The organism is Kribbella sp. VKM Ac-2566 (assembly GCF_004366005.1).
Classification (GTDB): domain Bacteria; phylum Actinomycetota; class Actinomycetes; order Propionibacteriales; family Kribbellaceae; genus Kribbella; species Kribbella pratensis.
Window position 1 is genome coordinate 470,497 of sequence record NZ_SODT01000011.1, and the last position, 22,998, is coordinate 493,494.

Below are 22,998 nucleotides of genomic sequence, written 5' to 3' on the forward strand. Positions count from 1 at the left end.
AGTAGGTATGACGAACTTGGAGTCGACGAACTTTCCGCAATGGATCGAGGAGAACAAGCACCTGCTGAAGCCGCCGGTCGGCAACAAGCAGATGTTCCCGACCGGGGACGACTTCATCACGATGGTGGTCGGCGGCCCGAACCAGCGCACCGACTTCCACGTCGACCCGTACGAGGAGTTCTTCTACCAGATCTCCGGTGAGCTCAAGGTCAACGTCATGACCGACGACGGCCCGGCCACGGTTGCGGTCAACGCCGGTGAGATGTGGGTGCTGCCCCGGAACATGCCGCACTCCCCGCAGCGCGGCCCGAACTCGATCGGCCTGGTGATCGAGCGGGTCCGGGAACCCGGCGTACTGGAGAAGTTCCGCTGGTACTGCGCCAACTGCAACGCGATCGTCCACGAGGTCGAGCTCCAGGTGACCGACATCGTCGCGGACCTCCCTCCGGTCTTCAAAGCCTTCTACGAGAGCGAGGACGCACGCACCTGCCCGGAGTGCGGCACGCTGCACCCGGGTAAATGACCGTAGACGTCCACACTCATCTGGTCCCGCACGGGTGGCCGGATCTCTCGGTGGCGTGCGGCGGCGACGGCTGGCCGTGGTTGCGGATCGACTCCGAACGGGCCGCCATGATCATGATCAGCTCGTCGGAGTTCCGCCCGGTCGGGCCGCAGGCCTGGGATCCCGCCGTACGGCGTGCCGATATGGATGCCGACGGCATCGACCTCCAGGTGGTGTCGCCGACCCCGGTGTTCTTCGGGTACGAACGCCCGGCCGCGCAGGCCGTCAAGCTGGCGGAGATCTTCAACGACCTCACCTTGGAGACGCTGGCCGGTGACGACCGGTTCGTGCCGTTCTGCCAGGTGCCGTTGCAGGATCCGGACCTGGCCTGTGCCGAACTGGACCGTTGCCGGGCGGCCGGACATGCCGGCGTCGAGATCGGCAACCACGTGGGCGACAAGGACCTCGACGACGCCGGGATCGTTGCTTTCCTCAACCACTGCGCGGAGACCGGTACGCCGGTGCTGGTGCATCCGTGGGACATGCCGGGCGGGCCGCGGCTGGATCGGTGGATGGCGCGCTGGCTGACCGGGATGCCGGCCGAGACGCATCTGTCGTTGCTGGCGATGATCCTGGGCGGGGCGTTCGACCGGTTGCCGCCTGCCTTGAGGATCTGTTTCGCCCACGGAGGCGGGAGTTTCGCGTTCTGGCTCGGGCGGCTGGAGAACGCGTGGCATCGGCGCGGGGACATCGTCCGTGGTTGCTCCGAGCACCCACCGTCGGCGTACCTGGACCGGATCCTGGTCGACACGGTCGTGTTCGAATCAGCGCCTTTGCGGCTACTTGTCGATACCTTGGGGGAAGACCGCGTTCTGGTCGGCAGTGACTATCCCTATCCACTGGGTGAGCGGCCGGTCGGGGAGGTGGTGCGGAAGGCCGGCTTCCTGACCGCGGAGCAGCAACACAAACTGCTCACGTCGAACGCCCTGCGCTATCTCGGGAGGTCGGAATGAGCGAGGACCGATCGGTACTGTCGCGTGCGGCGCCTGAGCCGGACGAGGAACTGCGGTACGGCGAGCATGCGGAGCAGGTGATCGACTACTGGCGCGCCAAGGAGTACCGGCCGCTGATCGTCTTCGTACACGGTGGGTTCTGGCGACCGCAGTACGACCGGGTGCACGCCCGCTCCCTCGGCGCAGCGCTGTCCGACCTCGGCTGGCCGGTCCTGTCGCTGGAGTACCGCCGGGAGCCCGGCAACCCCGATGTCACTACTACTGACATCCGTACGGCGCTGGACGCGCTACCTGACCTGGTGGACGTCCACGCGGGCTATCTGTTGATGGGGCACTCCGCCGGCGGTCAACTGGCGCTGTGGGCCGCGTCCACGCTCAACCCGGTCCGCCTGCGCGCTGTGGTCGCTCTGGCGCCTGTAGCCGACCTCTTGATGGCGGACCGCGAGGGTCTCGACAAGGGCGCCGTACAGGCCTTCATCGGCGGCGGCGTCCGCAACGACCTGGACCCGGTCCACCTCCCGGCATCCATAGCCCCGGTGACCCTCATCCACGGCGTCAACGACACCGTCGTCCCCATCACCATCACCGAGTCCTACTTCAGCGCTCACCCCACCGCCCACTTCCACCGCGTCAACCACTGCGGCCACTACGAACTGATAGACCCCCAGTCCGACCCTTGGCACGAGGTAACCACCGAACTAACCCGCCTCACGAGCTAGCGGGCTACTTCAGGCGTTTGGCGGCGGTGAGGAGGCCGTCGGAGGTGGGAAGGAGGGCTGAAACCAGGTTGTCGTCGTCCCGGACGGCGCGGATCAGGTCTCGGAGGGCCATGGTGTCGGGGTCTCGGCGGGCGGGGTCGGCTACTCGGCCGCCGGTGAGGATGCCGGCGAAGGCGACGATGCCGCCGGGGCGGAGCAGGCGCAGCGCCTCGTGCAGGTACGCCGTGTTCTCGCGGCGGTCCGCGTCGCAGAAGACCAGGTCGTAGTGACCGTCGGTGAGCCGGGTGACCACGTCCAGCCCGGCGCCGGCGATCAGGCGGAACCGGTTCGACGCGACGCCCGCGTCCAGGAACGTCTTGCGCGCGAGCCGCTGGTTCTCCGCGTCGATGTCGACCGTGGTGAGCGTGCCGTCGGCGCGCATGCCGCGCAGCAGCGCCAGCCCGGAGACGCCGGTCCCGGTGCCGATCTCGACGACCGCCTTCGCGCCCACGCCCGCGGCGAGCAGGCTCAGCGCGGCGGCCGCGCCGGGGCCGATCGGGGCGACACCGCTGTCCGCAGCGCTCGCCCGCGCACCGGTGACGACCTCGTCCTCACCGGTGTAGTCCTCGGCGTACGCCCAGGACGTCGGGTCGATGCCGGTGGCGATGGCGTCCTCCCAGTGGTCGGCGGAGTAGTCGGCGGAACGGTCTGCGGCTGCGGTACCCATGCTGAGTCAGAGCCTAGCGGCTGGAGGTCCGCTTTCCGTGATGCACGCGCGGAGGTTGCGCACTCTTGCTCATAACGACCTTGCGATGATCAGATATGATCGTCTCTTGGAGACGTGGCTCACCTGTCGAGGGAGGTGTGGAATGAGGTCAGGCGCGGATGACGTCGATGCCGGCTTCTTTGAAGACGGCAAGTTGCGACTCGTCGGCCTGGGCGTCGGTGACGAGCGTGTCGATCTCGCTCAGCTCGCAGATCCGGGCGAAGGCCCGCTGCCCCAGCTTGGAGGAGTCGGCCACCACGACCACCTTCGCGGCCCGGCTGACGATCAGCTGGTTGATGTTCGCCTCGCCCTCGTGATGAGCCGTCGCGCCTGTCTCGTCGATCCCGTCGACGCCGATGAACGCGATGTCCAGCGACAGGTCGGACAGGATCCGGTGCGACAGCGGGCCGATCATCTCGTAGGACTGCGGCCGCGCCACACCACCGGTCAGCACCATCTTCACGTGCGGCCGGACGATCAGCTCGTTGGCGATGTTCAGTGCATTGGTGACAAGCGTGAACGCCGGCTCGCCGTGCTCCGCCGACAGCTCCGGCCGGGTCGCCAGCGTCCGCGCCACCTCGGAGATCGTGGTCCCGCCGTTCATCCCGATCACCATGCCGCGACGCACCAGCGTGGCCGCCGCTTGCGCGATCCGCTGCTTCTCGGACGCGAAACGCGCAGTCTTGTAGCGCAGCGGCAGGTCGTACGACACCGCGTTGGCCACCGCGCCGCCGCGGGTCCGGGTGAGGAGCTGCTGCTTGCCGAGATGGTCCAAATCACGCCTGATCGTGGCTGCGGACACGTGCAACTGCTCGGCGAGCTCGTCGACGTCGATGGCGCCTTTTTCGGCGAGCGACTCGAGCAAGGTGTTGAGGCGTTCATAACGCTTCACCCGGGGCTCCTCCTTCACACAATCGGTCAGCCCGGTGGCGGCTGGTTGGCACCATTCGATCACGTTCGAGCAGTTTCGACCATGACAAGTGCGGAGACGACATGACGCAGCAGCCATTTGTGAGCACTGAGATCGCCACTCAGCCGGACCTTTGGCGGCAGGTCTCGGACGGTTTCGCGCAATCCGACAGTGCACAGTTCAGGGCACTTCCGCAGGCCGGTCAGCGGGTCGCCGCGGTCGGCTGCGGCACCTCCTGGTTCATGGCGATGGCGTACGCCGCGCTGCGCGAGGACCTCGGCCAGGGTGAGACCGACGCGTTCGCCGGATCCGAGTTCCCGGCCGGCCGGTCGTACGACGCGATCGTGGTGATCAGCCGCTCCGGTACGACGACCGAGGTGCTCGACCTGATCCGCGCCACCGACGTACCGACCGTGGCGATCACCGCGACGCCGGACTCGCCGATCGTCGAGCTGGCCGACCGGACCATCCTGCTCGACTTCGCCGACGAGCAGTCCGTGGTGCAGACCCGGTTCGCGACCACCACACTGGCGCTGCTGCGCGCGTCGCTCGGTGAGGACCTGTCCAAGGCCGCTGCGGACGCTCAGACCGCACTGACCATCGACGTCGACGACCTGGCCAAGCTCGAGCAGGTCACATACGTCGGAACGCGCTGGAACGTCGGCCTGGCGCACGAGGCCGCGCTCAAGCAGCGTGAGGCCGCGTCGGCGTGGACCGAGGCGTACCCGGCGATGGACTACCGGCACGGCCCGATCGCGATCGCGCAGCCCGGCCGCGGCGTCTGGGTCTTCGGTGAGCCGCCGGCAGGCCTGCTGGACGACGTCAAGGCCACCGGCGCGACCATCGTCCACCACGCCGACCTCGACCCCATGGCGTCCCTCGTCGTCGCTCAGCGGGTAGCGGTGGCCAAGTCCCTGGCTCTCGGCCTCAACCCCGACCAGCCGCGCAGCCTCTCCCGCTCGGTCATCCTCGACTGACCGCAGCAGCCTCTCTCGAGACGGTTGCGACGCGGCCGAGGGCGGCGGCCGCGAGTAGGGCGAGGGCCACGATCATCAGGGCGCTGCGGGTGCCGACAGCCGGGACGAGGAGGCCGCCGGTGGCTTGGCCGATCGCGGCGGCGCCGACCCGGAGACTGGCGGCGGTGGTGCTGACTCGGCCTTGCAGGGACTCCGGGCTGTACTGCTGGCGGGCGGCGAACATGGCAGGGAGAGTGGGGCCTTCCAGGAGGCCGCTGACAAAGGCCACCAGCACGAGGACGGCGAAGCTAGTGGCCACGGGCCAGGTGGCCAGGGTGACGCCGTAGGCCGCAACCGACACGATGACGACCTGCTCAGGGCGCCACCGCGCTTGGAGACGAGTCAGCAGGAGCGCGGTGGTGACACTGCCGAGCTCGATGGCTGTCCACAGGTAGCCGGCCGCTGACCTGGGCATTCCGAGTGAAGCCATGTGCAGTGGCAGGGCGATCAGCAGGATGCCGGTGGCCCCCATCAGCAGGGTCGTGGTCACGGTCGAGGCTCGCAGCCGTGGTGTGCGGACCAGGTGAGTCATACCGGCCAGAACGGCAGGCAAGAATGGCTGTCCAGCGGTCTGTAACGGCGGCAGGGCGGGCAGGCGGCTGATGGCGCAGACACTGAGTGTTGCGGCCACGGCGATGACTACAACAACGACCTCGACCGACAGGGTGGCTGCGATCGTGGCGGCGGTCGCAGGCCCGGTGATGGTCGCGGCACCGAAGCTCGCAGCCTCGAAGGAGTTGGCGCGGGCCAGTCGCTCTGATGGGACCAGGCTCGGCAGCATGCTGGTGAACCCGCCGCTCACCATAGGCAGCGTTGCACCGGCGACTGCTGCGAGCGCCGGCGTGATCCAATGCGCGCTGTGGCCGACTACGGCCAGCAGGCTGAGCATGACCACGCCGAGCACGGCCTGGTTGAGTGCGAGCGCGGTCCGCCGGTAAGGCGTCCTGTCCAGCCATGCACCGAGCAGAGGCCCGGTGGCGACCGCCGGGAGCGCATAGGCGGCTCCGGTGATCCCTGCCAGTCCCGGACTGTCTGTCCGCTCCAGCACCAGCAGCACCAGCGTGAACGCGACCATCTCATCGGCAAGCCTGGCCAGCGTCGCCGCCAAGTAGTAGCTCGCCACGCCCGAACCTCCTGTAACGCAAATCAGGCAGTTACGCGTTACTATCATAAAGGCGTTACGGAGGGAGTCCAGTGGATATTCAGACGCCGGACCGGCAGGTGCGGCTCGCGGTCGACCTGGTCAACACGCGCACCCGCGAGCCGGAGCAGTTGACGACGCCGGCCGACGTACGCGCGTTCCTGCTCGAGCATGGTGAGGCCGACCCGATCACGCTGGACGAGGACGACCTGGTCGCGGTCCGGGGCGTCCGGGAGCACGTCCGCGAGGTTTTCCACGCCGACCCACGCACAGCGGCCCTGAAGCTCAACGAGCTGCTGGAGGAGTACGCCGTACGCCCGTATCTGTCCGACCACGACGGGTCGCCGTGGCACCTGCATGTGGCGAAGCCCGGAGCCACGTGGGCCGAGTGGCTGGCGGCGACGACTGCGCTCGGGCTGGCGACGTTCGCGGCCGGTCACGGGTTCGAGGCGCTCGGGGTCTGTGCGGCGGTGGACTGCGAGCGGGTGTTCGCCAATGCGGCGGAGAAGCGGCCGCGGAGGTTCTGTACGCCGCGGTGCTCGAGCCGGACGCGCGTCGCGTCGTACCGGGCCCGGCAGCACGCCCAGTAGTTGGGCCCTGGTCTGTCACGCCTAGGATCGGGAGCGGGGATTCCGGGAGTGGGAGGAGTGCGAGTTGAGTCACACCGTGCTGGCCGAGCTGGTGGCCAACGTGCTGAAGGTCACCGCCAAGGCCGGGGACACGGTGGGCCCGGACGACACGCTTGTCATCCTGGAGTCGATGAAGATGGAGATCCCGGTGCTGGCCGAGGTGGCCGGCACCATCACCGAACTGAAGGTCGTCGAGGGCGAGGTCGTCCGCGACGGCGACCCGATCGCTGTCATCGAGGAGCACTGACTCAACCGAAATGGCCTCCGAGGCGTCTTGTGTAGTGAAGGCACCGGCCGGGAACTTCCGGCCGGAGCGCCGCGTTGAGCCGTCGTACCAGGAACTCAGGGTCGAACCCGGGTTCTCCCGACGTGCGCAGAGGACGGTGACCGCGGCACCATGGCCTTCACGCTCATTGCCGAGAGGACCCAGGGAGGCGTCGCGGTGAAGCCGTTCGACACGTCGACGGTCCCCGCACCCCAGCAGGTGCCGGACGCACTGCCGTCGTGGGACGAGATCGTCCGCACACACTCCGCCCGGGTCTACCGCCTGGCGTACCGGCTGACCGGTAACAAGCACGACGCCGAGGACCTCACCCAGGAAGTGTTCGTCCGGGTGTTCCGCTCGCTGTCGTCGTACACGCCGGGGACGTTCGAGGGCTGGCTGTACCGGATCACCACGAACCTGTTCCTGGACGGTGCCCGCCGCAAGCAGCGGATCCGCTTCGACGGCCTGCCCGAGGACGCGCACGACCGGCTCCCGGCCAAGGGCGAGGGCCCGGCCGAGAAGCTCGACTCCGACCTGTTCGACCACGACGTGCAGGACGCGCTCGACGCGCTGCCCGAGGACTTCCGTGCGGCCGTGGTGCTGTGCGACATCGAGGGCATGACGTACGACGAGATCGCGGACGTCCTGGACGTGAAGCTCGGCACCGTCCGCAGCCGCATCCACCGCGGCCGGTCGATGCTGCGTAAGCACCTGGAGCACCGGGCCCCGCGGTCCGGCCAGACCCGGGTCGGCGGTCCGCCGGTCGACGGCGGCCTCTTCGGCGACGGAGGTGACCTCGCATGACGCACCCGCTGGACAAGCTGAGTGCCGTGGTCGACGGCCAGCTCGACCACGACTCCCGTGACAAGGTCCTGAGCCACCTGGTCGGCTGCGACACCTGCCGGTCCGAGGTGGACGCGCAGCGGCGGCTGAAGGCGCGGATCGCCGCGCTGGAGTCGCCGGATCCGTCGACCGACCTGATGCAGCGCCTGATGGGCGTCTCGTCGTTCTCGACCGAGCCACGGGAAGAGGTCCGCCCGGTGGTCACGCCGGTCAACCTGTTCCCGCAGCGGTCCGCGTTCCCGGCCGGCCGCACAGGTGGCACCCGACCGGGACCCGCCCGCGGCACTCGCTCCCGCCGTCGCAGCGGCGTCCTGGGCGCAGCCGGCTCAGCTGCCGCAGTCGCCTCCCTGCTCGGTACGGCGTTCGTCGTCGGCGACCCGTCCCGCTCGGAGCAGCCTCCGACGCTGCAGCCGCCGGTGGCGAGCTTCTCGTCCGACCACGCGAGCACCAGCGGCGGAGCACCGTTCGCTGACCCGGTCGCGCTGCTGAACTCCTACAACGGTGCGGGGTACGCCGGGCTGAACAGCCCGACACTGCGCCCGGTGGCCCTGACAGGACGCTGACCGGTGAGCCTCTCCCGGCTCGCCGTCCTGGTCAGCACCGCCCTGATCGGCTTCGGCCTGCCCACGTCCGCCGCCGCGGTCCCGGCCCTGTTACCGGCCCTGTTACCGGCGCTCTCGAAGGCCGACTCGCCGACGGCGGTCAGATGGTTGCAGAGGGCGGCTGTCGCGCCGAACCAGATCTCGTACCACGGCACGCAGATCATCACTGCCTGGGGACCGCAGGGCTCCAGCTCGGCGATGCTGGACATCGTGCACGCGGCGTCACAGGGCTCCGAGATCAGTGTGCTCGGCTCATCCGCACCGGGGGCCAAGGCGTTCGTACAGCGCGCCACCACCACGGACGCCGCCATCGACGGTGGACCGCTGGCGTTGCTGCAGGCGACGTACCAGCTGGTCGACAAGTGCTGCACCGACCTGATCGGCCGGACCGCTGTGCTTGTGGAGGCGCTGCGGGACGACCAGACGCTGGCGGCCAAGTTCTGGATCGACAAGGCGACCGGACTGCTGCTCCAGCGTCAGCTGTTCAGTGCGGACGGCAAGACGATGGTGCGCGCCACCGTGTTCACCGAGCTGGAGATCGAGGGCTCCGAGTTCCTCGGCCATCTGCCACCGACGGTCCCCAGCGGTGTCGAAGCGCTCGGCATGGGCAAGGTCGACAACCTGCGTTCCGAGGGCTGGGTCTGCGCGCCGGAGCTGCCTGCGTCGCTCAAGCTGTACGACGTCCACCAGGACACCAGCAACGGCTCTCTGCAGTTCTCGTACTCCGACGGGCTGTTCAACGTCTCCCTGTTCGAGCAGCGCGGCACACTGGATCCGGCCGCGGTCGAGGGCTTCAGCAGCACCGACAGTCCTGGTGTGTACCTGCGGTACGGCATGCCGTCGTACGTCGTCTGGTCGTCCGGCGGAATCGTCTACACGCTGATCGGGGACCTGCCTCCCGACCAGCTCGGACAGGTGGTCAGATCCTTCCCGCACGAGCTGCCGGCCGAGCTGAGCGCGATCCAGCGACTGGGAACCGGGCTGGCCAAAATCGCGACCTGGCTCACTCCGATGGGTGCACTCTCGCCGAAGCTGGGATAATCGAAGGTGGACGTCCTCCCGGTTACCTCCGGAGGCTCCACCGATGACCACGACGACGACGTGAGGCGGGCACCGTGACCAGCGACGACGCCGAGCCGACAGTTCCGAATCCGGCGACCACGGAACCGACCGCGAGCCTGCCCACCGCGGGCGAGCCCAACGGGAACGGGTCTGCGGCAGGCCCGCCGCTGACTGCGTTGACCCCGCCGGCGCCCGGATCGGGCGCGATGCCGCTGCGGACACCCGGCTCGGACGCGGCGTACCGGCAGACGAACGGTGGCCGCTCCACCTCGCAGCGCAGCTTCGGGCGTCCTGAGCCGCAGCAGCAGACGTTCCGCCCGGTGTACCAGGGACAGGCCTGGCCGACCGAGCAGCCGCAGTACCGGCCTGCCTACGTGCCGCCGCCACCGGTGGACTGGCATCAGCAGCAGGCCCGCTCGTACACGTCGGAGCCGCAGAAGGTCAACCGGGTCGTCACCATCGCCGCTCTGGTCGCGCTGGTCATCGGTGTCCTCGCCGGCGCCGGTGCGGCCACGGCCGTCGTCGCGCTCAGCGGCAACAACACCCCGATTGCACAGCAGCCCGAGCCGCCGGTCGGCACCGGCACCGACCCGAAGATCCGCACCGGCTCGGTGTCCGCGGTCGCCGCGACCCTGCTGCCGAGCGTGGTGCAGTTGAAGGTCGAAGGCTCGGACAACTCCGACGCCACCGGTTCCGGCTTCGTGATCGACAATGCCGGGCACATCCTGACCAACAACCACGTTGTCGCGGCCGCGGCCAAGGGCGGCTCGATCCAGGTCGTCACGAACGACAACAAGACCGCGACCGCACGGCTCGTCGGCCGCTCCCCGGCGTACGACCTGGCCGTCGTGCAGGTGTCCGGCCTGACTGCGCCGTCGGTACAGTTCGGCCGGTCGGACCAGGCGGTCGTCGGGCAGGACGTGGTCGCGATCGGCTCGCCGCTCGGACTGGCCGGCACGGTCACCTCGGGCATCATCTCGGCGAAGAACCGCCCGGTGACGACGGGCGACGACACCGGGCAGGCGTCGTCGTACATCAGCGCGCTGCAGACCGACGCCGCGATCAACCCGGGCAACTCCGGCGGTCCGCTCGTTGACATGAACGCGCGGGTGATCGGCGTGAACTCGGCGATCGCCACCGTTCGCGGTTCCGAGGAGGGCCAGAGCGGGAGCATCGGGCTCGGGTTCGCGATCCCGATCGACCAGGCCCGGCGGACCGCCCAGCAGCTGATCGCCACCGGCAAGGCGTCGTACCCGGTGATCGGGGCCAGTGTGGACATGATGTTCGAGGGCGGCGCCCGGGTCAGCGCGGTGAGCCCGAGCTCGCCTGCCGCGCGGGCCGGTCTGCGGGTCGGTGACGTGATCACCTCGATCAACAGCGACCCTGTGGACAGCGCCGAGGTGCTGATCGTCGCTATCCGCACTCACCAGCCTGGGGAGGCCGTGCGGCTCGCCTACGAGCGCGGCGGGCGGTCCCGAACGGTTACGCTCACTCTCGCCCAGCAGATCGGCTGACGAGTGCTAGCCGGTGCCGGGATAGGCTGGGCGCAGTCCGGAACGAAGTACGGAGAGGTGGGGACATGTTCGGCATCGGGCCACTCGAACTGGTCGTGATCGCGATCGTCGCCGTACTCGTTTTCGGACCGGACCGGCTGCCGGAGTTCGCCCGTACGGCGGGACGTCTGCTGCGCCAGGTCCGTCAGATGGTGACGAACGCGCAGAACGACCTGCGCAACGAGCTCGGCCCGGAGTACGCCGACCTCGAGCTGCAGGACCTGAACCCGAAGAACTTCGTCCGCAAGCACCTGCTCGAGCCGATGGACGACGACGACAAGCCCGTCGCCGACTTCGCCGACAGCACCCCGCAACGCCTCCCAGCCGGCGCCAAACCGCCGTACGACCCCGAGTCGACCTGACCTACCTCCGTCGGAGGAGCAGGGCGGTCGCGGCGACACCGGCGACCGCGGGCAGGAGCGCGAGCACGCCCCAGAGCGGCGGGTACGGGTGCACGCCGTACTCCGACGCGACCAGCAGGGTCACGCCTAGCGAGGCCGTGAGCAGTACGGCGAGTACGCCAACCCCCGCTGCGACCAGGCGGTGTGAGCGGGCCAGGCCCGCGACCAGCAACCACAGCAGGGCGTCCAGGACGGCAACGCCGTACAGCAGGCCATAGAGCGCGCCCTCGGACGCGTGCTTGCCGTGCGACGCGTAGCCCGATGAGGCGTGGTCGAACAGGCTGCGGCTGCCGGCCTGGTCGACGATCGCGATCGCGGCGAGCAGGACCGAGAGTCCGACCGCGGCCAGCGCTGTGCGCTTTTCTGAAAGTGACTGTCTCATGCAAGTGACTGTACGAACGCTGTGTCGGCATGGTCAAGAGATTTAGACAGTGACTTGCTGAAGCGTGTGGCTGTCTCTTAGGGTCGAGGGATGGCTACCGGTCTGCGGGAACGCTGGCGCGAGAAGGCGCGGCGGACGATCCAGGAGTGCGCGCTCGACCTGTTCGACGAGCGCGGGTTCGGCGCGGTGACGATCGAGGAGATCGCCGCCGCGGCCGAGGTGTCGCCGTCCTCGGTGTACCGCTACTTCGGCACCAAGGAAGGCCTGATCGTCGCCGACGAGTTCGACACGATGAGCCAGGAGGCGCTGGAGGAACTCTTCGACCGCGAGGACCCGGTCGCCACGTTGATCCGGATCGTCCGTGACTACGAGGCGGCACCGGGCGGCGGCGAGCCGATCCCGTGGCGGCGGATCCGCTACTTCTTCAAGGAGCCGTCGGTGCGTACGGCGTTCTGCGCCTCGCTGGACCGCGCCAGCCTGCGCATCGCCCCGCTGATGGCCGGCGGAAAGCTCACCGAGACCCAGGCCCGAGTGGCCGCGAATGCCCTTGTTTTCGGGTACTTCGCGGCGCTGGAGCAGTGGTACCTGGACGGCGGAGTGCGTCCGGTGGCGGAGTACGTCGAGGAAGGTCTGTCCCCGCTGCGCCCGATCTGGTCAGTCGGTGATCAGTAGGTCGTAGGTGACCTTGTCGTCGACGTGGGTGCCGATCTCGAAGGCGGCGCGCTCGGTGCCGACGTGCCGGAAGCCGGCCTTCTCCGCGGTACGGCGGGCCGCCGCGTTGGAGGCCGCCGTACGGATGAAGATCCGCCGGCCGCCGAACCCGCCGGCGTTCGCCGGAGCGAAGTACCACTGGGCGACCCGTTGGATCGCTTCGCTCATCACGCCGCGGCCTTGCGCCTCGGGGTGCATCCAGTACCCGACCTCGGCGTCGCGGACCGCGCCGCGGACATGGATGCCGAACAGCGTGATGTTGCCCAGTCCCTGATCGGTCGCGGCGTCTGCCACGCACCAGTTGAACCGTTTCCCGGCCGCTGCCTGCTCGGCCAGGTCCTTCAGCCAGAACCGCGCGTCCTCCACGGTGAACGGCTGTGGGATGAACGGCAGGAAATGCGCGGTCGCCTGGTTGGTGCGAGCCGCGGAGATCCGAGGTGCCTCGTCCTCCCGCCACTTCCGCAACCGCAGCCGTGCTGTCTCCAGCACGGGATGGTCCACGTTCAGCGGCCCGCGGGGGAGAGGCCGAGCTGGCGGCCGAGGAGGCCGCGCGGCTTGCCGCCCAGGGTCGACGCGATCTTGTCGAGGACCTGCGCGGCGGGGGTGTCGGGATCGGCGGCCACGAGCGGCTGGCCGAGGTCGCCGCCGGCGCGGAGGCGCTCGTCGAGCGGGATCTCGCCGAGCAGCGGGATGTTGTAGCCGAGCCGCGCGGACAGGGTCTCCGCGACGCGCGTACCGCCGCCGGTGCCGAAGATCTCGATGCGGTGCTCGGGACCGCAGTGCGGGCAGGGCAGGAACGACATGTTCTCGACCACGCCGGCCACCCGCTGGTGCACCATCTGCGCCATCGTGCCGGCCCGCTCGGCCACCTCCGCGGCGGCCTCCTGCGGGGTCGTCACGACGATCACCTCGGCGCTGGTCAGCCGCTGGCCGACGGAGATCGCGATGTCACCGGTGCCGGGCGGCAGGTCGAGCAGCAGTACGTCGAGGTCGCCCCAGTACACGTCCGCGAGCATCTGGACCAGCGCGCGGTCGAGGATCGGGCCGCGCCACGCGACCACCTGGTCGCGCTTCGGCTTCAGCATGCCGATCGAGATCACCTTCACGCCGTGCGCGGGCACCGGCATGATCATGTCGTCCACCGCGGTCGGCCGCTCGTCCGCGACACCGAGCATCGCCGGCACCGAGTGTCCGTAGATGTCCGCGTCCAGGACGCCGACCGACAGGCCCTGGCGGGCCATCGCCACCGCCAGGTTCACGGTCACCGACGACTTGCCGACGCCACCCTTGCCGGACGCGATCGCGAACACCTTGGTCAGCGAGTCCGGCCGGGAGAACGGGATCTCCTTCTCGGCCACGCCACCGCGCAGCTGTGTCTGCAGGGCCGCCCGCTGCTCGGCCGACATCACACCCAGGTCGATCTCGACCCCGGTGACACCGTCCAGTTTGCTCACCGCGGCAGTGATGTCCCGGCGCAGCGTGTCCTTCATCGGACAGCCGGCGACGGTCAGCAGGATGCGCACGGCGACCACGCCGTCCTCGCGGACGACGACGGTCTCGACCATCCCCAGATCCGTGATCGGCTTCTTGATCTCCGGATCCATTACGCCACCGAGCGCTGTGGTCACCTGATCAGCAGTGGGAGCCATGCCCCCAGGCTACGTGCTCACACCCATCCGCCCGACCACGGTCCATGTGACGTAGGCCCGGAAAGGTAACCCTTACTTTCTACAGGCCCGGTGCGCCGTAGATGGGGAACCAGCGGGACAGGTCCGATTCGAAGTTCAGGTCGGCGCCGACGACGGACTTGATCTGGAGTTCCTGGGCGTTGTCGCGGCGGTCCGTGCCGACGGGGACGAACGGGTACCAGGAGCCCCGTTTGTAGAGGTAGACGAGGCCGACGGACTGGCTGCCGTTGGTGAAGGCAACCAGGGTGCAGAGCAGCGCGTTGCCGAAGCCGGCGTCGACGAGGGATGTGTTGACGGCGTGCAGGTCGGTGACCAGGGTTTCCAGGTCGTCGGGCGCCGTCTGCCGGACCAGCCAGGTGAAGCCGTACGAGTCCGTCGTACTCGTGAACTTGCCGTTGTCCAGCGCGAGCAGCTTGTCGACCTCGTCGCGGAGTGCGGTGAACCCACCGCCCTCGGCCGCCTTGAAACAGACCGAGCCGCTGCCCGTCGGACGGAAGCCGGCCGCGGTCTCCAAGGTGATCGCGGCCGACGGAAGCGAGAACAGCTGATCGAGGTTCGGCGGGACGGCTTTGCTCCGGCCGAGCAGGATGTCGAGAAGGCCCATGTGTCTAAGCTTGCTCGCCCAGCTCGCGGGAGAGCGTACCGAGGCGGTCGAGGCGTGTCTCCAGGGACGGGTGCGTGGAGAACAGCGACGACAGGCTCTTGCCGGTGATCGCCGGCGCGAAGAAGAACGCGTTGAACGCCTGCGCCTGGCGCAGGTCGCGCGACGGTATCTGCGCGATGTCCCCGCTGATCTTCGTCAGCGCCGACGCCAGCGTCGAGGGTCTGCCGGTCAGCATCGCCCCGGCCCGGTCCGCGGCCAGTTCGCGGTACCGCGACAGGGCCCGGGTGAGCAGGAACGAGATCGCATAGACGGCGATGGACACCGCGATGATCGTCAGCATGATCACGGCCGCGTTCTGGTCGCGGTTCCGTCCCAGGCCGCCGTACAGGCCGAAGCGGGTGATGAGACCGGCGAGTACGCCGAGGAACGACGCGATCGTCATCACGGCCACATCCCGGTGCGCGACGTGCGAGAGCTCGTGCGACAGCACACCCTCGAGCTCGTCGGCGTCCAGACGCCGCATGACGCCGGTGGTCACACAGACCACCGCGTTCTTCGGGTTGCGGCCGGTGGCGAACGCGTTCGGCAGGTCGACGTCGGCGATCGCGACCCGCGGCTTCGGCATGTCCGCCAGCGCGCACAGCCGGTCGATCGCGCCGTGCAGCTGCGGCGCCTCCTCGGGCGTGACGATCCGGCCGTGCATCGCATACAGGGCGATCCGGTCGGAGAACCAGTACTGCGCGAAGAGCATGCCGCCGGCAATCAGCACGGCCAGCACCGCGCTGCGGGTCAGCGCGATCAGCAGTGCCACGAAGCCGACGTACAGCAGCCCGAGCAGGAAACTCGTGACCACCATCCGGCTGGACAGCCCACGATCGGGCGCGAATCGAGTCTTCATCCCACGTCCTTCCTCACTCACAGCGAGGGTAGCTCGGTGTCAAACCCGGTCGTCCTCGCGAGTGTCGAGGTCGGCGAGCAAGGAGCGGAGCTCGGAGCGCAGGAAGTCGCGGGTGGCGACCTCGCCGACGGCCATCCGCAGCGATGCCACCTCGCGGGCCAGGAACTCCATGTCGGCCCGGGTCCGGGCGTCGACGTCGCGGTCGCGCTCGTACTGCACCCGGTCGCGGGCCTCCTGCCGGTTCTGGGCGAGCAGGATGAGCGGAGCGGCGTACGACGCCTGCAGGCTGAGCGCCAGCGTGAGGAAGATGAACGGGTACTGGTCGAAGCGCACGCTCTCCGGCGCGAAGATGTTCCAGCCGACCCAGAACAGGATCGTCGCGGTCATGTAGACCAGGAACTGCCCGGTGCCGAGGAAGCGCGCGATCCGTTCGGACAGGCGGCCGAAGGCGTCCGCATCGTACGCCGAGCGCAGTGCGATCGTGCGTCGCAGCTCGCGCGGGATGTCGAGGCGGTTGGTGCTCCGCATCAGGCGGCGTTCCTCGGCGGTGCCGCTGCCGCGCTGGCGGCGGTCGTCGGTGCTTCGGTCGTCACGGGGCATCGTGGTCCACCTCCTGCGGCTCGGGCAGCTGTGATTGCTCCACGCGATCCGCGTGGTCGTGCTCTCGCCAGTCACTGGGAAGCAGATGGTCGAGTACGTCGTCGACGGTCACCGCACCGATCAGCCGGCCCTCGTCGTCGAGCACCGGCGCGGCGACCAGGTTGTACGTCGCCAGGTACTTGCTGACCGTCTGCAGGCTGTCGTCCGGCCGCAGCCCGTCCAGGTCGGTGTCCAGGACAGCGGACACCAGCTCGGACGGCGGCTCGCGCAGCAGTCGCTGGATGTGACCGATCCCGATGAACCGTCCGGTCGGCGTTTCCAGCGGTGGCCGGCAGACGTAGATCATCGCGGCCAGTGCGGGGCTGAGCTCCGCGTTGCGTACGTGGGCGAGGGCATCGGCCACAGTGGCGTCCGCGGGCAGGATGACCGGTTCGGACGTCATCATGCCGCCGGCGGTGCGCTCCTCGTAGGTCAGCAGTCGCCGGACGTCTTCTGCTTCCTCGGGTTCCATCAGCGTGAGCAGGCGCTCGGCTGTCTCGGTCGGCAGCTCGGCAATCAGGTCGGCCGCGTCGTCCGGGGACATCTCCTCCAGCACGTCCGCAGCCCGTTCGGTGTCCAGACCGTCGAGGATCTCGACCTGGATGTCCTCGGGCAGTTCCTCGAGTACGTCGGCCAGCCGCTGATCGTCCAGCGCGACGGCGATCTCCTTGCGACGCTTGGGGGACAGATCGTGCAGTACGCCGGCCAGGTCGGCCGGCCGCATGGACTCGAAGGCGGCCAGGATGTGTGTCGCGCCCTGTCCTTCCTCGTCCTGGGTGAAACCGGTCACGTCGATCCAGTCGAGCACGTGGGTCTGTCCGCGGCGCCGGAACCGTTTCGAACCCTCCCGGACCGCCACCTTCGTCAGGAGCCAGTCGCGGGTCCGCCACTGCTCCATTGCCATGTCGTACACCACCGCGGCGGCTCCGGTGTCGGCAATGGTGACGGTCCGGTCGAGCATCTCGCCCAGGACGAGTACCTCGGTCGTGCGCTGCTCGAACCGCCGCATGTTGACCAGACCGGTGGTGACGACATGGCCGGCCTCGACGGAGGTGACCCGAGTCATCGGCAGGAAGATCCGGCGCCGGGTGAACACCTCGACGACCAGGCCGAGCACGCGGGGCGGCTGGTCGCCCTGACGCATCATGGCCACCACGTCCCGCACCTTGCCGACCTGGTCCCCGTTCGGGTCGTACACCGGCAGACCCGCCAATCGGGCGACATAGACCCGCGACGGTGATCCACTCATGTCCGAAGGCTAACCCGCCGACCGTGCGTCGAGGCTGAGGACCCTTCGTAGACTTTTGCCTCTCGGGCGACTTTCGAAGGTGGGGTGGGCATGCTCGGATCCACCGGGCTGGGCGCCGACGACGAGGCGGCGTACCTGGACCTGATCCGGCGGGGTGCCGCGTCGTTGGTGGACCTGGCCGCACGGCTCGGCCGTCCGGTGCAGGAGGTTCTGCGCGCGGTCGACGTACTCCTGAGCGAGGGTTTCGTGCACCGTACGCCGCCGCCGGCGGAGCTGATCGTGCCGGTGCCTCCGGAGCTCGCGGTCGAGCAGCTGATCCTGCGGCAGGAGGAGGAGTTCGAGCGGATCCGCAAGGCGGCGTACCGGCTGGCGGCAGAGGCGACCCGGCAGAGTGGTGCGCGGCGGACCGAGGAGCTGATCGAGATCGTCAGCGGGGAGACGGCAGTCGGTCTGGCGTTCGACCGCGTGCAGCGGACGGCCCGAAGTGAGATGCGTGAGCTGGTCGCTCCGCCGTACGTCGCGTCGGCCGAGGTGAACAGTACGCAGCTGGCCCGGCAGGGGGCTGGTGTGACGTACCGAGTCGTCTACGACAGCTCAGCACTGGGCGACGCAGTGCTGAGCGCCAGCGCGGTCAGCCACGTGCGGGCGGGAGAGCAGGCCCGGATCGCGGACGTACTACCGACCAAATTGGCGGTCGCGGACCGGGAACTGGCGCTGCTTCCGCTGGACTGGGCCACCCCGGCACAGGACGCGGCGCTGCTGGTGCATCCATGCAGTTTGTTGGACGCTCTGGTCGCACTGTTCGAGACCGTGTGGAATCGGGCCAGTCCGCTGTCAGTGACCGAGTCAGACGGTCTGGAGCGGGAGGAGGCCATGTCTGCCGAGGACCGGCACCTCCTGTCGTTGCTGGTGGCAGGGCTGACCGACGACGCGGCCGGTGCACGTCTCGGGATCAGCCGGCGCACTGTTGCCAGACGGGTCCAGCAGCTGATGGAACAGACCCACTCGCGTTCCCGCCTCCAACTGGGCTGGCACGCCCGCGACCGCGGCTGGCTCTAGTTCTCTGGCCGGATTGGTCGTGACCTCTTTGCGCCAGCCGAATCCGTAGCACCACGGATGGGGAGCCGCATGTAATGCGGAGATCGTTGGACCTCCCCTGAGCTTGGAGCTTCCGTGTCCTTGTCTTCCTTCTGCCGTCGTGGGCTGACCGCCCTCGGCGCCGCCGTGCTGGCGCTGGCCGCCGTCTCGGTGCCGCAGGCCGGTGCTGCCACCCCAGCAGCCAGTACGCCGCCGCGCACAGTCACCCTGATCACGGGCGACAAGGTCACCGTGACGACCGTCGAAGGCCGTCCGACCGCGACCGTGAGCAAGCCCAACGGCACCCCCGCCGGCGCGCACATCATGACCGTGGGAAACGACCTGTACGTCTACCCGGACGCCGCGCTGCCGTATCTTGCGTCCGGCGTCCTCGACGAGCGCCTTTTCAACGTCACCGAGCTGCTGTCCGACGGGTACGACGACGCGCACAGTGACGGCACGCCCCTCATCGTCTCCTACGCCCAGGGACGCAAGCAGGCCGCTCCGGCAGGCGCCCGGCAGACCCGCGCACTGACCAGCATCAAAGGCGCCGCACTGACCGCTGACCACGACGAGGCCGCCGCGTTCTGGACGTCCTTCACCGGCGGCAACACCGCGGCCCGCACAGGGATCGCGAAGATCTGGCTGGACGGCAAGGCCAAGGCGACCCTGTCGGACACCACCACCCAGATCGGCGCGCCGGAGGTGTGGCAGGGCGGCAACACCGGTCAAGGCGTGGACGTCGCCGTGCTCGACACCGGCATCGATGCCGCGCACCCCGACTTCGGCGGCCGGATCGTCGCCTCGCAGAGCTTCGTGCCGGGCCAGGACGTCACCGATCGCAACGGTCACGGGACCCACGTCGCCTCGACCATCGCCGGTACGGGTGCTGCGTCCGGCGGCAAGGAGCAGGGCGTGGCGCCTGGCGCCGGACTCCACATCGGCAAGGTCCTGAACGACGACGGCAGCGGCCAGGACTCCTGGATCCTCGCCGGCATGGAGTGGGCCGCGCGCGATCAGCGCGCCAAGGTGATCAGCATGAGCCTCGGCTCCGGTCCGACCGACGGCACGGACCCCATGAGCCAGGCCGTGAACACGCTGAGCGCCGAGACCGGCGCATTGTTCGTGATCGCCGCGGGCAACTCCGGACCGGATCCGTACAGCGTCTCGGCACCGGGTGCCGCGGACGCGGCCCTGACCGTTGGCGCAGTCGACAGTGCGGACCGCCTCGCGTCGTTCTCCAGCCGCGGTCCGCGACTCGGTGACAGTGCGGTCAAGCCCGACTTGACTGCTCCTGGCGTCGGTGTGCTCGCTGCGCGGTCGCAGTACTCGCCGGAAGGTGAAGGGCCGTATGTCGCGATGAACGGTACGTCGATGGCCACACCGCACGTCGCTGGTGCGGCTGCGCTGCTGGCCAACGCGCACCCGGACTGGACGGGGCAGCAGTTGAAGGATGCGCTGGTCAGTACGACGAAGACCACGCAGCAGTACAGCCCGTTCGCGGCAGGTACCGGCCGGCTGGACGTAGCCACTGCGGTGCGCAGCACGCTGTACGCGTCCGGCTCCGCCTTCGCCGCGGTGAAGTGGCCTTACCCGGCGAGCGGACTGGTGCAGAAGGACGTCACCTACACCAACAACGGCGCCGAACCCGTCACGCTGAACCTGTCTCTCAAGAACCAGGGCATCCCGGCCGGTCTGTTCACGCTGACGACTCCGCACCTGACCGTCCCGGCGCACGGTACGGCGACCGCCGGTGTGGTGAGTCACCTCGATCTGGCCGTCGACGACGCCGGCTACAGCTCGATGATCACGGCAACTGATGGCAATGGAGCAGTGCTCGCCCACACCTCGATCGGTGTGAGCAAGCAGAGTCAGCGCGTCAAGCTGTCGCTCCGCGCGAAGGACCCGCACGGCGCGGCGCTGTCGGGTGTCGTCGTACTCAAGGACATCAAGCGGGACGTCGTACCGGAGGTGTACGTCGTCGACGGGAGTCTCGACGTCGACGTTCGCCCGAGCACGTACGCCGGATGGATGTACGCCGACGTACCCGGTCTGGACGGTCCGCATTCGCTGGGCCGGGCTGTCATCAGTCAGCCGGAGGTAGACGTCACCCAGGACCAGACGCTCACGTTCGACGCTGCCGGACTCCGTAAGGTGGCTGCGGTCACGCCGCGGCCTTCTGACAACACGTATCTGCGCGTCGACCAGTACCGGAGTTACGGCGACCTGCATCGCTTTGTCGACGTGTATCAGCTCGAGTGGTGGATCTACGACTCCCTCTGGGCCACACCGACCCGCAAGGTGACAGAGGGCTCCTACACGTTCGCAACACGCTGGCGACAGGTTCAGCCCGCTCTCACGGTGGGTTCGTTCGACAGCGTCGTACAGAGCTGGTCGCCGAAGGTGCCTGAAGGCGTCGGCACCTATCCGGTGGTGTACGTCGGCTCCGACCCTGCGACGTACGACGTCCGGGGCAAGATCGCTGTTGCTCAGCGCAACGACGCCGTACCGCCGACAGCACAGGCTGCAGCTGCCGCGAAGGGCGGTGCGAAGCTGCTGCTCATCCTGAACGACGGATACGGGCCTCTGGACGCGTGGGCCGATCTGCCGCAGGAGGAGGCGCCGGCACTCCCTGTAGCGTCCCTGAACACGGACCAGGGCAAGCAGCTGCTGGCGATCAGTCCCAAGCTGTTGCCGCTCGTTTCGCACCCGTACCCGGACTACATCTACGACCTCGTCCAGCACCATGACGGTGCGGTTCCGAAAGACCCCGGGTACCGGCCGGGCACACGTGATCTGGCACGGATCGACGAGTCCTTCCGGGACACGAAGCCGGGGGATGCGCTGGACATCCGCTTCGACCTGTCCGCGGACCTGACGTGGGCTGTGGGGGCCGCAACAACACCGGTACCCGCGCAGAGTGACCACACGGTGTGGGTCACGGCCTCGCCGAAGGTGAAGTGGCTCAGCATGGCCGCGGTGCCGGACCTGACTCAGCAGGGCTCGTCACTGTCCTACCGTGCCGGCAGCACGACGAAGGAGACCTGGTTCGCCGGTATCCAGCGTCCGCGGCTGCTGGGCGACAGTGCGTTGTCGACACCGCCGTCACGCGTCGGGGACATCATGAGCGTCTTCGGCGTGCCCGGCTTCGCCGACTCAGGTCCGCACCAGGGCATCGTGTACGACGTCGGGGCGCCGGTCACGTCGGCGTTCTACCAGGGCGACACGTTGATCGGCGAGGGCCCCGACATCCTCTCGGTAGAGGTCGCGCCGGAGCCGCTGCCGTACCGGCTGGTCGTTGACACCAAGCGCGACCTGCCGAACCGGCCGTACTCGCCGAGCACACACACCGAGTGGGGCTTCACCTCCGGTCAGGCGGACTACGCGAACCTGGAGACGCTGCCGCTGCTCCAGCTCGACTACTCGATCGCAACTGACCTGTCCGGTCGAGCGAAACGCCACGCAGACCTCGCGGTGACCGCCTCGCACCTGCCAGGGGCTGTGGACACAGGCAAGGTCAGTACGGCGACGCTGGAGCTGTCGTACGACGACGGTGCCACGTGGCGGTCGATCGGGCTGCAACGGTCGGGGGCCGGTTGGCGCGGGAAGCTGGATGCGCCGGCATCAGCCGACTACGTGAGCATGCGGGTCACGGCACGCGACGATGCCGGCAACAGCGTCAGCCAGACGATCCAGCGGGCCTTCGGGGTGCGTTAACTCAGCTTAGGGCGGCGGCGCACTGGGCGGTGCAGTGTCATCGGTGGCTTGCCGCGGGTCGTGGCTCTGGTCGGTACCGGAGCCTCGGCCCGCGGCGTGGCGTCGTAGCGTCCTGCCGTCTCGCTGATCTCACCGGTCGGGTCCAGGACCAGGACGTCGGCCTCGTTCCGCCACCGCTCCAGCTGTGTGTCCAGCTCGGCTGCGTTCAGCCGCTCGGTTCGCAGTACCTGGGCTGCTGCTGTCCACTCGTCGGTCCCCGGCTGCAAGCGCCGTACGGTCGCCTTCCAGCTCGCCAGGCGGTTCGTGGCAGGTTTGGCCGGTACGACGACCTCGACTGTGGGTGCTGCTGCGAGTCCGGGCAGGGGCTGCTCCGCGCCGTCAGCTGAGTCCGCCAGGACGACGTACTGGCCCTCGACCGTTGCGAACCACGCCGGCACCGGTCGCCTGCCGTCCCACGCCAGCCAGACGAGTCCGGCCTTCTTCATCACGCCGGCGATCTCGGTGACAGCCTCCTCGATGCTCACAGGTCCAAGTGTCACACGGTGAATCGGGACACACTCGGAAGGGAAGTGAGCCGGGTCACCGGGACAGCGGGCGCAGACGCCGTACGCTGCCGGTGACCGGCGAGTAAC

The 22,998-nt window shown here is 68.8% G+C and carries 25 protein-coding genes; 14 read left to right on the forward strand and 11 right to left on the reverse strand.

Annotation, left to right across the window (positions count from 1 at the left end; genetic code table 11):
- Positions 1-7: 7 nt before the first annotated feature.
- From EV647_RS25020 to EV647_RS25030, 3 genes are read left to right on the forward strand one after another with little or no spacing between them, the layout of a single operon-like run.
- On the forward strand, positions 8-523 hold the full coding sequence (locus tag EV647_RS25020; RefSeq protein ID WP_134006861.1) for a 3-hydroxyanthranilate 3,4-dioxygenase: 516 nt from the start codon (positions 8-10) through the stop codon (positions 521-523).
- Entirely contained in the window at positions 520-1,515 is a 996-nt protein-coding gene (locus tag EV647_RS25025; RefSeq protein ID WP_134006863.1) for an amidohydrolase family protein, read from the forward strand. The genes EV647_RS25020 and EV647_RS25025 overlap by 4 nt, the downstream gene beginning before the upstream one ends.
- The gene (locus EV647_RS25030) at positions 1,512-2,234 is read left to right on the forward strand and encodes a S9 family peptidase (protein WP_134006865.1); all 723 of its coding nucleotides are present in this window, start codon (positions 1,512-1,514) and stop codon (positions 2,232-2,234) included. Before EV647_RS25025 ends, EV647_RS25030 begins: the two co-directional genes overlap by 4 nt.
- Before the next feature lie 4 nt (positions 2,235-2,238).
- On the opposite strand, the gene EV647_RS25035 is transcribed toward EV647_RS25030, so the two are convergent.
- A complete protein-coding gene (locus EV647_RS25035) occupies positions 2,239-2,940 on the reverse strand; it encodes an O-methyltransferase (protein WP_134006867.1) in 702 nt (233 codons plus the stop codon).
- Between the two features lie 148 nt (positions 2,941-3,088).
- Positions 3,089-3,871 carry a DeoR/GlpR family DNA-binding transcription regulator gene (locus EV647_RS25040; protein WP_130384025.1) on the reverse strand — a complete coding sequence of 261 codons (783 nt, stop codon included), beginning with the start codon at positions 3,869-3,871 and terminating at the stop codon, positions 3,089-3,091.
- Positions 3,872-3,990: 119 nt separating this feature from the next.
- On the opposite strand from EV647_RS25040, the gene EV647_RS25045 reads away from it, so the two are divergent.
- A complete protein-coding gene (locus EV647_RS25045) occupies positions 3,991-4,866 on the forward strand; it encodes an SIS domain-containing protein (RefSeq protein WP_238175558.1) in 876 nt (291 codons plus the stop codon).
- Here the strand turns inward: EV647_RS25045 and EV647_RS25050 are convergent.
- On the reverse strand, positions 4,853-6,028 hold the full coding sequence (locus tag EV647_RS25050) for an MFS transporter (protein WP_238177377.1): 1,176 nt from the start codon (positions 6,026-6,028) through the stop codon (positions 4,853-4,855). The genes EV647_RS25045 and EV647_RS25050 overlap by 14 nt on opposite strands.
- A 71-nt stretch (positions 6,029-6,099) precedes the next feature.
- Here EV647_RS25050 and EV647_RS25055 point away from each other — a divergent pair, with 71 nt between their 5' ends.
- The 7 genes from EV647_RS25055 to EV647_RS25085 all read left to right on the forward strand — a co-directional run bounded on the left by EV647_RS25055 (position 6,100) and on the right by EV647_RS25085 (position 11,362).
- Entirely contained in the window at positions 6,100-6,636 is a 537-nt protein-coding gene (locus EV647_RS25055; protein ID WP_134006873.1) for a CGNR zinc finger domain-containing protein, read from the forward strand.
- Positions 6,637-6,700: 64 nt separating this feature from the next.
- Positions 6,701-6,922 carry a biotin/lipoyl-binding carrier protein gene (locus EV647_RS25060; protein WP_134006875.1) on the forward strand — a complete coding sequence of 74 codons (222 nt, stop codon included), beginning with the start codon at positions 6,701-6,703 and terminating at the stop codon, positions 6,920-6,922.
- Between the two features lie 150 nt (positions 6,923-7,072).
- Complete coding sequence (sigE, locus tag EV647_RS25065; protein ID WP_130384020.1) at positions 7,073-7,744, forward strand: RNA polymerase sigma factor SigE; 672 nt, start codon at positions 7,073-7,075, stop codon at positions 7,742-7,744.
- Positions 7,741-8,346 carry an anti-sigma factor gene (locus tag EV647_RS25070; protein WP_134006877.1) on the forward strand — a complete coding sequence of 202 codons (606 nt, stop codon included), beginning with the start codon at positions 7,741-7,743 and terminating at the stop codon, positions 8,344-8,346. Before sigE ends, EV647_RS25070 begins: the two co-directional genes overlap by 4 nt.
- A 3-nt stretch (positions 8,347-8,349) precedes the next feature.
- Entirely contained in the window at positions 8,350-9,426 is a 1,077-nt protein-coding gene (locus EV647_RS25075; protein WP_134006879.1) for a sigma-E factor regulatory protein RseB domain-containing protein, read from the forward strand.
- Between the two features lie 74 nt (positions 9,427-9,500).
- Positions 9,501-10,961, forward strand: a complete 1,461-nt coding sequence (locus EV647_RS25080; RefSeq protein ID WP_134006881.1) for a S1C family serine protease — start codon at positions 9,501-9,503, stop codon at positions 10,959-10,961.
- A gap of 65 nt (positions 10,962-11,026) precedes the next feature.
- On the forward strand, positions 11,027-11,362 hold the full coding sequence (locus tag EV647_RS25085; RefSeq protein WP_130384017.1) for a sec-independent translocase: 336 nt from the start codon (positions 11,027-11,029) through the stop codon (positions 11,360-11,362).
- A gap of 1 nt (position 11,363) precedes the next feature.
- Here the strand turns inward: EV647_RS25085 and EV647_RS25090 are convergent, their stop codons facing one another.
- Complete coding sequence (locus EV647_RS25090; RefSeq protein WP_134006883.1) at positions 11,364-11,783, reverse strand: hypothetical protein; 420 nt, start codon at positions 11,781-11,783, stop codon at positions 11,364-11,366.
- 90 nt (positions 11,784-11,873) lie between these two features.
- Here EV647_RS25090 and EV647_RS25095 point away from each other — a divergent pair, with 90 nt between their 5' ends.
- A complete protein-coding gene (locus EV647_RS25095) occupies positions 11,874-12,455 on the forward strand; it encodes a TetR/AcrR family transcriptional regulator (RefSeq protein WP_134006885.1) in 582 nt (193 codons plus the stop codon).
- Here the strand turns inward: EV647_RS25095 and EV647_RS25100 are convergent.
- The 6 genes from EV647_RS25100 to EV647_RS25125 form a co-directional block, all read right to left on the reverse strand.
- The gene (locus EV647_RS25100) at positions 12,438-12,983 is read right to left on the reverse strand and encodes a GNAT family N-acetyltransferase (RefSeq protein WP_238177378.1); all 546 of its coding nucleotides are present in this window, start codon (positions 12,981-12,983) and stop codon (positions 12,438-12,440) included. The genes EV647_RS25095 and EV647_RS25100 overlap by 18 nt on opposite strands.
- 14 nt (positions 12,984-12,997) lie before the next feature.
- Positions 12,998-14,143 (reverse strand): Mrp/NBP35 family ATP-binding protein, encoded by a 1,146-nt coding sequence (locus EV647_RS25105; protein WP_134006888.1) that lies wholly within the window; start codon positions 14,141-14,143, stop codon positions 12,998-13,000.
- Positions 14,144-14,222: 79 nt separating this feature from the next.
- Positions 14,223-14,786, reverse strand: a complete 564-nt coding sequence (locus tag EV647_RS25110; protein ID WP_134006890.1) for a hypothetical protein — start codon at positions 14,784-14,786, stop codon at positions 14,223-14,225.
- Positions 14,787-14,790: 4 nt separating this feature from the next.
- Complete coding sequence (htpX, locus tag EV647_RS25115; protein ID WP_134006892.1) at positions 14,791-15,684, reverse strand: zinc metalloprotease HtpX; 894 nt, start codon at positions 15,682-15,684, stop codon at positions 14,791-14,793.
- A gap of 39 nt (positions 15,685-15,723) precedes the next feature.
- Complete coding sequence (locus EV647_RS25120) at positions 15,724-16,284, reverse strand: DUF1003 domain-containing protein (RefSeq protein WP_133785652.1); 561 nt, start codon at positions 16,282-16,284, stop codon at positions 15,724-15,726.
- Positions 16,274-17,572, reverse strand: coding sequence for a magnesium transporter MgtE N-terminal domain-containing protein (locus EV647_RS25125; RefSeq protein ID WP_134006894.1), 1,299 nt, complete (start codon positions 17,570-17,572; stop codon positions 16,274-16,276). Before EV647_RS25125 ends, EV647_RS25120 begins: the two co-directional genes overlap by 11 nt.
- Positions 17,573-17,662: 90 nt before the next feature.
- On the opposite strand from EV647_RS25125, the gene EV647_RS25130 reads away from it, so the two are divergent.
- Both EV647_RS25130 and EV647_RS25135 read left to right on the forward strand, forming a co-directional pair.
- The gene (locus EV647_RS25130; protein ID WP_134006896.1) at positions 17,663-18,631 is read left to right on the forward strand and encodes a helix-turn-helix domain-containing protein; all 969 of its coding nucleotides are present in this window, start codon (positions 17,663-17,665) and stop codon (positions 18,629-18,631) included.
- 114 nt (positions 18,632-18,745) lie between these two features.
- Positions 18,746-22,366 (forward strand): S8 family serine peptidase, encoded by a 3,621-nt coding sequence (locus EV647_RS25135; RefSeq protein WP_134006898.1) that lies wholly within the window; start codon positions 18,746-18,748, stop codon positions 22,364-22,366.
- Here EV647_RS25135 and EV647_RS25140 read toward each other — a convergent pair.
- Positions 22,363-22,890 (reverse strand): hypothetical protein, encoded by a 528-nt coding sequence (locus tag EV647_RS25140; protein WP_134006900.1) that lies wholly within the window; start codon positions 22,888-22,890, stop codon positions 22,363-22,365. The two genes, EV647_RS25135 and EV647_RS25140, sit on opposite strands and share 4 nt — an antisense overlap.
- Positions 22,891-22,998: the final 108 nt, after the last annotated feature.

Excerpts from the sequence above, each read along its gene's own strand:
- EV647_RS25020 (WP_134006861.1), top strand. The coding sequence starts at position 8 with ATGACGAACTTGGAGTCGACGAACTTTCCGCAATGGATCGAGGAGAAC.
- EV647_RS25025 (WP_134006863.1), top strand. The coding sequence starts at position 520 with ATGACCGTAGACGTCCACACTCATCTGGTCCCGCACGGGTGGCCGGAT.
- EV647_RS25030 (WP_134006865.1), top strand. The coding sequence starts at position 1,512 with ATGAGCGAGGACCGATCGGTACTGTCGCGTGCGGCGCCTGAGCCGGAC.
- EV647_RS25035 (WP_134006867.1), bottom strand. The coding sequence starts at position 2,940 with ATGGGTACCGCAGCCGCAGACCGTTCCGCCGACTACTCCGCCGACCAC.
- sigE (WP_130384020.1), top strand. The coding sequence starts at position 7,073 with ATGGCCTTCACGCTCATTGCCGAGAGGACCCAGGGAGGCGTCGCGGTG.
- EV647_RS25070 (WP_134006877.1), top strand. The coding sequence starts at position 7,741 with ATGACGCACCCGCTGGACAAGCTGAGTGCCGTGGTCGACGGCCAGCTC.
- EV647_RS25085 (WP_130384017.1), top strand. The coding sequence starts at position 11,027 with ATGTTCGGCATCGGGCCACTCGAACTGGTCGTGATCGCGATCGTCGCC.
- EV647_RS25090 (WP_134006883.1), bottom strand. The coding sequence starts at position 11,783 with ATGAGACAGTCACTTTCAGAAAAGCGCACAGCGCTGGCCGCGGTCGGA.
- EV647_RS25095 (WP_134006885.1), top strand. The coding sequence starts at position 11,874 with ATGGCTACCGGTCTGCGGGAACGCTGGCGCGAGAAGGCGCGGCGGACG.
- EV647_RS25105 (WP_134006888.1), bottom strand. The coding sequence starts at position 14,143 with ATGGCTCCCACTGCTGATCAGGTGACCACAGCGCTCGGTGGCGTAATG.
- EV647_RS25110 (WP_134006890.1), bottom strand. The coding sequence starts at position 14,786 with ATGGGCCTTCTCGACATCCTGCTCGGCCGGAGCAAAGCCGTCCCGCCG.
- htpX (WP_134006892.1), bottom strand. The coding sequence starts at position 15,684 with ATGAAGACTCGATTCGCGCCCGATCGTGGGCTGTCCAGCCGGATGGTG.
- EV647_RS25120 (WP_133785652.1), bottom strand. The coding sequence starts at position 16,284 with ATGCCCCGTGACGACCGAAGCACCGACGACCGCCGCCAGCGCGGCAGC.
- EV647_RS25125 (WP_134006894.1), bottom strand. The coding sequence starts at position 17,572 with ATGAGTGGATCACCGTCGCGGGTCTATGTCGCCCGATTGGCGGGTCTG.
- EV647_RS25130 (WP_134006896.1), top strand. The coding sequence starts at position 17,663 with ATGCTCGGATCCACCGGGCTGGGCGCCGACGACGAGGCGGCGTACCTG.